Origin of the sequence: Streptomyces sp. NPDC046727 (assembly GCF_040645635.1) — a bacterium.
Classification (GTDB): domain Bacteria; phylum Actinomycetota; class Actinomycetes; order Streptomycetales; family Streptomycetaceae; genus Streptomyces.
Window position 1 is genome coordinate 1 of record NZ_JBEYYR010000076.1, and the last position, 9,669, is coordinate 9,669.

The following is a 9,669-nucleotide window of genomic DNA, read 5'->3' on the forward strand; positions in this document are numbered from 1 at the left end:
ACCGCCTCCTCCCGCGCCTCGGCGACGACCACGGCCCGCTCGGACAGCACCGCCCGCCGGGACACCAGCGCCCCCGCGACAGCCGCCAGCGGCGCCTCCGTCTCCCCGACGAACCCGGCCAGCCGCCCCGCCTGCCCCGCCAGCGCACCACCGCTCCGCGCCGAAACGATCACCGGCACCACGCCACCACCCGGAGCCACCTGCTCCACAGGCGACTCCTCCGGCGCCTGCTCCAGGATCAGATGGGCGTTCGTGCCGCTGACGCCGAACCCGGAGACGCCGACCCGGCGCGGTCGGTCGACCTCCGGCCAGGGGCTGGTCTCGTGGAGGAGCCGGACCGCGCCCGTTTCCCAGTCGACGCGGGTGCTGGGTTCGGCGGCGTGCAGGGTTGCGGGCAGGATGCCGTGGCGCAGGGCCTGGACCATCTTGATCACGCCGGAGACACCGGCGGCGGCCTGGGTGTGTCCGACGTTGGACTTCAACGAGCCGAGCCACAAGGGCTGTTCGCGGTCCTGGCCGTAGGTGGCGAGCAGGGCCTGGGCCTCGATGGGGTCGCCGAGGACCGTGCCGGTGCCGTGGCCCTCCACGGCGTCCACGTCCGCCGGGGTCAGGCCGGCCGCGGCGAGCGCCTTGCGGATCACCCGCTGCTGCGAGGGGCCGTTCGGGGCGGTCAGGCCGTTGGAGGCGCCGTCCTGGTTGACCGCGCTGCCCCGGATCACCGCCAGCACCCGGTGGCCCTTGCGCCGCGCCTCCGACAGACGCTCCAGTACGACGACACCCGCGCCCTCCGCCCAGCCCGTGCCGTCGGCCCCATCCGCGTACGACTTGCAGCGGCCGTCGGCGGCGAGGCCGCGCTGGCGGGAGAAGTCCACGAAGGTGTGCGGGGTGGCCATGACGGTGGCGCCGCCCGCCAGGGCCAGCGAGCACTCGCCGCGCCGCAGAGCCTGGGCCGCGAGGTGGATGGCGACGAGGGAGGAGGAGCAGGCCGTGTCGACGGTCACGGCGGGGCCCTCGAAGCCGAACACGTAGGAGATGCGGCCGGAGGCGACGCTGGCCGCGCCGCCCGTGCCGGCGTATCCCTCCAGCTCCGGCGGGAGGTTGCCGCCGATGAAGTAGTCGACGCCCATGATGCCGTTGAAGACGCCGACGTCCGCGCCCTTCAGCGAGAGCGGGTCGACACCGGCCTGTTCCAGCGCTTCCCACGATGTCTCCAGCAGCAGGCGTTGCTGCGGGTCCATCGCCAGCGCCTCACGGGGTGAGACACCGAAGAACTCGGCGTCGAACAGGCCGGCGTCGCGCAGGAATCCGCCCTGGCGGGCGTAGGTGGTGCCCGCCTTGTCAGGGTCGTCGTCGAACAGCGCGTCCAGGTCCCAGCCGCGGTCGGCGGGGAAGTCGGACACGGCGTCCCGGCCCTCGGCGACCAGGCGCCACAGCTCCTCCGGCGTCGTCACGCCGCCGGGCAGCCGGCAGGCCATGCCGACGATCGCGACCGGCTCGTCCGCGCTGCGCCGGACCTGCCGGCGCAGGTCGTGCAGTTCCGTCGTGACGCGCTTGAGGTATTTGAGGAGTTCCTGCTCTGTGGCCATCTTCCATTCCTCACCGAGGGTTTGACGGTCCGCGAAAAGGTGGCGGTCAGACGATTCCGAGTTCGTCGTTGATGAAGTCGAGGACCTCATCGGCGGAGGCGGATTCCAGTTGGTCCGCCACCGCGGACTCCGGTGCCTCCTCGACCGCTCCGTTGCACTTCGCGACCAGGCCCTGGAGGCGAAGCACGATGTCGGCTTTCTTGGACTCGTCGGAAAGCAGTCCGGCGATCAGCGACTCGATGTCTTCGATCTTTTCGTGCACCAGCGACAGGGCGTCGTTGGTGGTGCCCAGTTCCGCGTGGAGATGGCGGGCCAGAGCGAGCGGGTTCGGGTAGTCGAACACGACTGTGGCGGCGAGTTTGAGTCCGGTGGTCTCGCGGAGCCGGTTGCGCAGTTCCACGGAGGTGAGCGAGTCGAATCCGGCGTCCTTGAACGCCGTCTCGGGGCCGACGTGCTCCGCCCCGGCGTGGCCGAGTACGGACGCGACATGGCCGCGTACGAGGTCCAGGAGCAGCGCCTCCTGCTCGGCCGGGGCGAGTCCGGCGAGCCGGCGGGTGAGTCCGCCTCCGCTGTCGCCGGCCGTGGCGCGGACGGGCTGGCGGCCGGTGCGGACCAGGCCGCGCAGCAGGGGCTGCACGGGGCGGCCCGCTGCCGCGTCGGCGCGCAGGGCGCGCAGGTCCAGCTTGATGGGGACGAGGAGGGCTTCGCCGGTGTCCAGGGCCGCGTCGAGGAGGCGCATGCCCTCGGCGGGGCCGATCGGCAGGACGCCGCCCCGGCTCATCCGGGCCTGGTCGGCAGCGCCCAGGTGGGCGGTCATGCCGCTGGTCTGCTCCCACAGGCCCCAGGCCAGTGAGGTGGCGGGCAGGCCGGCCGCCCGGCGCTGGTGGGCGACCGCGTCGAGGTAGGCGTTGGCGGCGGCGTAGTTGCCCTGGCCGGCCGAGCCGAACAGGCCGGACGCGGAGGAGAAGACGGCGAAGGCGGTGAGGTCCAGGGTGCGGGTCAGCTCGTCCAGGTGCCGTACCGCGCTCACCTTGGGTGCGAACACCCCGGCGAGGCGCTCGGGGGTGAGGGCGCCGATGACGCCGTCGTCCAGGACGCCGGCCGTGTGGACCACACCGGTGAGGGGGTGATCCGCCGGGACCGAGTTCAGCAGGTCCGCCACCGCCGTGCGGTCGGAGACGTCGGCGGCGACCAGGGTCACCGACTCGGCGCCCAGCGCGGACAGTTCGGCCGCCAGGTCCGTGGCGCCCTCGGCCTCGGCGCCGCGCCGGCTGGCCAGGACGAGGTGCCGTACGCCGTGCCGCTCCACCAGGTGCCGCGCCACCAGCGCGCCGAGGGATCCGGTGCCGCCGGTGACCAGTACCGTGCCCTCCGGCCGGAACGCCACCGTGGACTCGCCCTCGGCCGCCCGGACCAGGCGCGGCACGGAGAGCACCGGGCCGCGGACCGCGACCTGCGCCTCACCGGAGGCGAGTACCGGTGCGAGGTGGTCGTCGAAGGGGGCGTCGGTGGCCGGGTCGAGGTCGAGCAGGACGATCCGGTCGGGGTTCTCGGCCTGGGCCGCGCGGACCAGGCCCCAGACCGCCGCGCCGGCGGCGTCGGTCACCGCGGCGGCGCCGCCCGCGGGCACCGCGCCCCGGGTCACCACCAGCAGGCGCGCGTCCTCGAACTCCTCGTCGGCGAGCCACGCCTGGACGACCTCCAGGGCGGCGGCGGTCCGGGCGAGCGCCTCCTCGTCGCCGTCGGCGGAGCCTCGCAGCTCCAGGACGGCGGCCTCGGGGACCTCGCCCTTCAGCGCGGTCACGTCGTCGGCGGTGGCGACCCGCGTCCACGCGGGTGCCGTCCCCGTGGTCCCGGCGGGTGCGGGGAGTTCGGTCCAGGCGACGCCGAACAGCGCGTCGCGGCCCTCGTCGGCGGTCGCGGCGGCGTCGAGCTGCTCGACGTCCACCGGGCGGAAGGTCACCGAGTCGACGGACAGGACGAGGCCGCCGTCGTCGTCCGCCGCGACGAGGGTCAGGACGTCGGTTCCGCGCGGTGCGATCCGTATCCGCAGGGAGGCGGCGCCGGCGGCGTGCAGGACCAGTCCGTTCCAGGCGAACGGCAGGACGTTGTGTCCGTCGTCGGGCTGGGCGAAGGCATCGGTGTGCAGGGCCGCGTCCAGCAGGGCGGGGTGCAGGCCGAAGCGGGTCGCTTCGTCGCGCTGCTCGTCGGGCAGGGCGACCTCGGCGAAGATCTCCTCGCCGCGCCGCCACACCGCGCGCAGGCCCTGGAAGGCGGGTCCGTACGCGTAGCCGTGGCTCGCCAGGTCCTCGTAGAAGGCGGTGATGTCGAGGTCGACGGGTTCGGCGCCGGCCGGCGGCCAGACCGTGGTGTCGAAGGCGGGCGTGTCCGCCGCCGACGCGGTCACGGTGCCGGTGGCGTGGCGGGTCCAGGCGTCGGTGCCGATCTCGCCGGCGGTGTTCTCGCGGGCCGAGTAGACCGCCACGCTCCGCAGGCCGTTGTCGTCGGGTCCGCCGACGGCGACCTGGACCCGGACACCGCCCTGTTCGGGCACGACCAGCGGGGCCTCGATGACGAGTTCGTCCAGCACTCCGCAGCCGGCCTCGTCACCGGCGCGGACGGCGAGTTCGACCAGGCCGGTGCCGGGGACGAGGACGACTCCGCCGACGGCGTGGTCGGCCAGCCAGGGGTGGGTGCGCAGGGAGAGCCGGGAGGTGCACAGGACACCGCCGGTCTCGGGCACCTCCACCACCGCGCCGAGCAGCGGGTGGTCCGCCGTGCTCTGGCCGAGGGCGACCGCGTCGGTGGCGGGGGCCATGTGCAGCCAGTAGTGCTGGTGCTCGAAGGCGTACGTCGGCAGGTCCACCGGGACGTCGGCGGCGCCCTCGGGGAGGACGGCCGTCCAGTTCACGCGCGCGCCGCGGACGAACAGCTCGGCGACGGCGAGCAGCAGCGTCCGGGCCTCGCCGCGGTCGTCGCGCAGGGCCGGGACGCTCACCGTGTCCTCCCCCGCCGACTCCTCGATCGCGCCGGTCAGCGTGCCGCCGGGGCCGAGTTCCAGGAAGACGGAGCCGCCCGTGGCGCCGATCCCGTCGGCGAAGCGGACCGGCCGGCGGACGTGGTCCACCCAGTACGCCGGGTCGGTCAGCCGGCCCGGCTCCGCGAGCCGGCCCGTCACGTTGGACACGACGGGGATCGTCGGCTCGTTCCAGGTCAGGCCGGACAGGGCCGCGGTGAAGTCGGCCAGCATCGGTTCCATCAGGGTCGAGTGGAAGGCGTGGGAGACGGTGAGCCGCTTGGTGCGGCGGCCCTGCTCGCGCAGCTTCTCCGCAACGGCCAGAACGGCGCCCTCGTCGCCCGAGAGGACCACCGAGCCGGGCGCGTTGACCGCCGCGAGGTCGACACCCGCGCCGAGGTACTCCTCGATCTCCGCCTCGGTGGCGGCGACCGCGACCATGGCACCGCCCGGGGCCAGGGCCTGCATCAGCCGGCCGCGCGCCGCGACCAGGGCCGCCGCGTCCGCCAGCGACAGGACTCCGGCGACGTGGGCGGCGACGACCTCGCCGATGGAGTGCCCGGCCACCATGTCCGGGCGTACGCCCCAGGACTCGACGAGCCGGAACAGCGCCGACTCCACCGCGAACAGCCCGGCCTGGGTGAAGACCGTCTGGTCGAGCAGGCCGCCGCCCGCGTTGCCGACGTCACCGAAGATGACGTCCTTGACGGGGTGGTCCGCCCAGCCGGACAGCCGCGCGTCCAGTGCGGCGCAGGCCTCGTCCAGCGCGCGGGCGAAGACCGGGTAGCGGTCGTACAGTTCGCGTCCCATGCCGAGGCGCTGCGAGCCCTGGCCGGGGAAGACGAACACCGTGGTGCCGGTGCTCTCCTGGCCGGTGACGACGTTCGGCGACGGCTCGCCCGCGGCCAGCGCCGCCAGCCCGGTCACCGCCTCCTCCCGTGAGCCGGCGACGACCACGGCCCGCTCGGGCAGCACCGCCCGCCGGGCGACCAGCGCGCCCGCGACGGCCGCCGGCGAGGCGTCGGTCCGGCCGACGAAGTCGGCCAGCCGGTCCGCCTGTCCGGCGAGTGCGGCGGTCCCGCGCGCCGAGACCACCACCGGCAGCACACCGTCGGCGGGGGCCGCCGGGGCGGCGGCCGGCTCCTCGGGGGCCTGCTCCAGGATCACGTGCGCGTTGGTGCCGCTGACGCCGAAGGCGGAGACACCGGCGCGGCGCGGGCGACCGGTCTCCGGCCAGGGCCGGGCCTCGGTCAGCACCTCCACGGCACCCGTCGACCAGTCCACCTCGGTCGACGGCTGGTCGACGTGGAGGGTGGGGGGCAGTACCGCGTGCCGCAGCGCTTCGACGGTCTTGATGATGCCGGCCACGCCGGCGGCGGCCTGGGCGTGACCGATGTTGGACTTCACCGAGCCGATCCAGAGCGGCTCTTCGCGGTCCTGGCCGTAGGTGGCGAGGAGGGCCTGCGCCTCGATGGGGTCCCCGAGGACCGTGCCGGTGCCGTGCGCCTCGACCGCGTCCACGTCGGACACCGAGAGACCCGCGCCGGCCAGCGCCTTGCGGATCACCCGCTGCTGCGACGGACCGTTCGGGGCGGTCAGGCCGTTGGACGCGCCGTCCTGGTTGACGGCGCTGCCCCGGATCACGGCGAGCACCTGGTGGCCCTTGCGCCGAGCCTCGGAGAGGCGTTCCAGGACGATCACGCCCGCGCCCTCGGCCCAGCCGGTGCCGTCGGCGGACGAGGAGAAGGCCTTGCACCGGCCGTCGGGCGAGAGGGCCTGCTGCCGGGAGAACTCCACGAAGGTGTACGGGTTGGCGAGGACGGTCGCGCCGCCGGCCAGCGCCATGGAGCACTCGCCGCCCCGCAGGGCCTGCGCGGCGAGATGGATGGCGACCAGGGACGACGAGCAGGCCGTGTCCACGGTGACCGCGGGGCCTTCGAGGCCGAGGACGTACGACACCCGGCCGGAAGCGACGCTGCCGGCGGAGCCGGTCGCCGTGAACCCGGCGAGCTCCGGAGGGAGTTCGCCGCCGAAGCCGTAGCCCTGGGTCATCACGCCGGAGAACACGCCGACGTCCGTGCCCTTCAGCGCGAGGGGATCGATACCCGCCCGCTCCAGCGCCTCCCACGAGGTCTCCAGCAGCAGCCGCTGCTGCGGGTCCATGGCGAGCGCCTCGCGCGGGGAGATCCCGAAGAAGCCGGCGTCGAACAGGCCGGCGTCGTGGAGGAAGCCGCCCTGGTCGACGTACGACGTCCCGACGCGTCCGGGGTCGGAGTCGAACAGGCCCTCCAGGTCCCAGCCGCGGTCGGACGGGAAGCCGGACATCGCGTCCCGGCCCTCGTGGACCAGCTCCCAGAGGCCCTCGGGGCTGGTGACGCCGCCGGGCAGCCGGCAGGCCATGCCGACGATCGCGATCGGCTCGCCGGGGTCGGCCGTGGTGACGGCCGGGTCCGGGGCGGCCGGTGCGGCGGTGACGTGCCCGAAGTGGCTGTGCAGGTGCCGGGCGAGGGCGAGCGGGGTCGGGTAGTCGAAGACGACGGTCGTCGGCAGGCTGAGGCCGGTGGCCTCGCGGATGCGGTTGCGCAGTTCGACGGAGGTGAGGGAGTCGAAGCCGGCGTCCTTGAACGCCTTCTCCGCCCTGACCTGGTCGGCGCCCGCGTGGCCGAGGACGGTGGCGACCTGGCCGCGGACGACGTCCAGCAGCAGCGCCTCCTGCTCGGCCGGGGCGAGTCCGGCGAGCCGGTCGGCGAGGCCGCCGCCGCTGTGGCCCGCGGCGGCCGTCCGGGCGGCCTGCCGGGTGACCCGGACCAGGCCGCGCATCAGGGGCTGCACGGTGCCGCCGGAGGCCGCGTCGGCGCGGGCGGCCCGCAGGTCCAGCTTGATCGGCACGACGAGGGCCTGTTCGGCGCCGAGGGCCGTGTCGAAGAGGGCCAGTCCCTCCTCGGGGGTCAGGGCCCGGACACCGCCCCGGCCCATGCGGGCCTGGTCGGTCTCGCTGAGGTGGGCCGTCAGGCCGGTGCTCTGCTCCCACAGGCCCCAGGCCAGCGACACGGCGGGCAGGCCGGCGGCGCGGCGGCGGGCCATCAGGCCGTCGAGGTAGGCGTTGGCGGCGGCGTAGTTGCCCTGGCCGGCCGAGCCGAACAGGCCTGCGCCGGAGGAGTAGACGGCGAAGGCCGTCAGGTCCAGGTCGCGGGTCAGCTCGTCCAGGTGCGCGGCGGCACCGGCCTTCGGGCGGAAGACGTCCGCCATCCGCTCGGGGGTGAGGGCGCCGATCACGCCGTCGTCCAGGACGCCGGCCGTGTGCACCACGCCCGTCAGGGGGTGCTCCGCCGGGACCGAGGCCAGCAGCTCGGCCACCGCCGTGCGGTCGGAGACGTCGGCGGCCACGAGGGACACCGAGGCGCCCAGCTCCGACAGTTCGGCCACCAGCTCCGCGGCCCCGTCGGCCTCGGCGCCACGCCGACTGGCCAGCACCAGGTGCCGTACCCCGTGCCGCTCCACCAGGTGCCGCGCCACCAGCGTGCCCAGCGAGCCGGTGCCGCCCGTGACGAGGACCGTGCCCCCGGGACGGAACGCCACCGTCGGCCCGCCCTCGGCCGCCCGCACCAGCCGCGGCACCGACAGCGCCGCACCGCGCACCGCCACCTGCGGCTCACCGGCGGCCAGGACGGTGGCGAGCAGCGGCTCGACAGCCGTGCCGTAGGCGATGTCCGGATCGGTGTCGGTGTCGATGAGGACGATCCGGCCGGGGTTCTCGGCCTGGGCCGCCCGGACCAGACCCCAGACGGCCGCGCCGGCCGGGTCCGTCACCGCGCCGTCGCCACCGGCGGGCACGGCTCCCCGGGTCAGGACCACCAGCCGGGACTCCTCCAGACTGGGTGCGGCGAACCACGCCTGGAGCATGGCCAGCATCCGGTCGGTCTGGGCGAGGGCGTCGGCGGCGGTGCCGTCGGCGGTGACCGCTTCGACCACGGCGACCATGGGGCCGGTCGCCGCGCCGGCGAGGATGTCGACCTCGTCCGCGTGGAACAGCGGCACCCACTGCGGCACCTGCTCCGCCTCCGCGGCGGGCGCGGGCAGTTCCGTCCAGTCGACGCGGTACAGGGAGTGGCCGTTGTCGCCGGAGGCCGCCGTCAGCTGGTCGGCGGAGAGCGGCAGGAAGCCCAGGGCGTCCATGGTGACGACGAGACCGCCGGCCTCGTCGGCCGCCTCCAGCGCGAGCCGGCCGGATCCGGACGGGGCGAGCCGCACGCGCAGCGCGGTCGCGCCGGTGGCGTGCAGCGTCAGGCCCTGCCACTCGGCGGGCTGCCACAGCCGCTGCCCGGTGCCGTCCGGGTCGGCCGTGGCCGCGTGCCGCAGCCCGGACTGGACGGCGGCGTCGAGCAGCGCGGGGTGGATGCCGAACCGTTCGGCGCCCGCGCGCTGCTCCTCGGGCAGGGCGACCTCGGCGAACACCTCGTCCCCGCGCCGCCACAGCGCCCGTACGCCCCGGAAGGCGGGGCCGAAGGGATGGCCGAGGCGGAGCAGGTCGGCGTACAGCTCGTCGGTGTCGGCCGGGCGGGCGCCGGTGGGCGGCCACAGGGTCAGCTCGGCGCTCGCCTGGGGGCTGGTGAGCGGGGCGGGCGACAGGCGCCCGGTGGCGTGCCGGGTCCATGCGGCGGCCTCGGCGGCCTCAGCTGCCTCTCCGGCCGCGTAGACGTCGATCGTGCGGACGCCCGTGTCGTCGGGGCCGCCGACGGCGACCTGGACGCGTACGCCGCCCTCCTCGGGCAGTACCAGCGGCGTCTCGACGGTCAGCTCGTCCAGGGTGGCGGTGCCGGCTTCGTCGCCCGCGCGCAGGGCCAGTTCGGCCAGGGCGGTGGCCGGGACGACGACCGCCCCGCCGACGACGTGGTCGGCCAGCCAGGGGTGGGTGCGCAGGGAGAGGCGGGAGGTGAGGACCAGTCCGTCGGACTGGGGCAGCGGGACGACCGCGCCGAGCAGCGGGTGGTCGGCGGCGGCCTGCCCGAGCGAGGCGGCGTCCGCCGCCGGGGCGGTCTTCAGCCAGTAGCGGCGGTGGTCGAAGGC

Annotated in this window: 2 protein-coding genes; both read right to left on the bottom strand. The window is 75.4% G+C overall.

All coding sequences use genetic code 11. The features are described from left to right. A partial coding sequence (locus ABZ937_RS42410) for a beta-ketoacyl synthase N-terminal-like domain-containing protein (protein WP_361700945.1) occupies nt 1–1,586 on the bottom strand: 1,586 nt, incomplete at its 3' end. Between the two features lie 46 nt (nt 1,587–1,632). Continuing rightward, nucleotides 1,633–9,669, bottom strand: an 8,037-nt coding sequence (locus tag ABZ937_RS42415) for an SDR family NAD(P)-dependent oxidoreductase (protein WP_361700948.1), incomplete at its 5' end; no start/stop codon positions are given.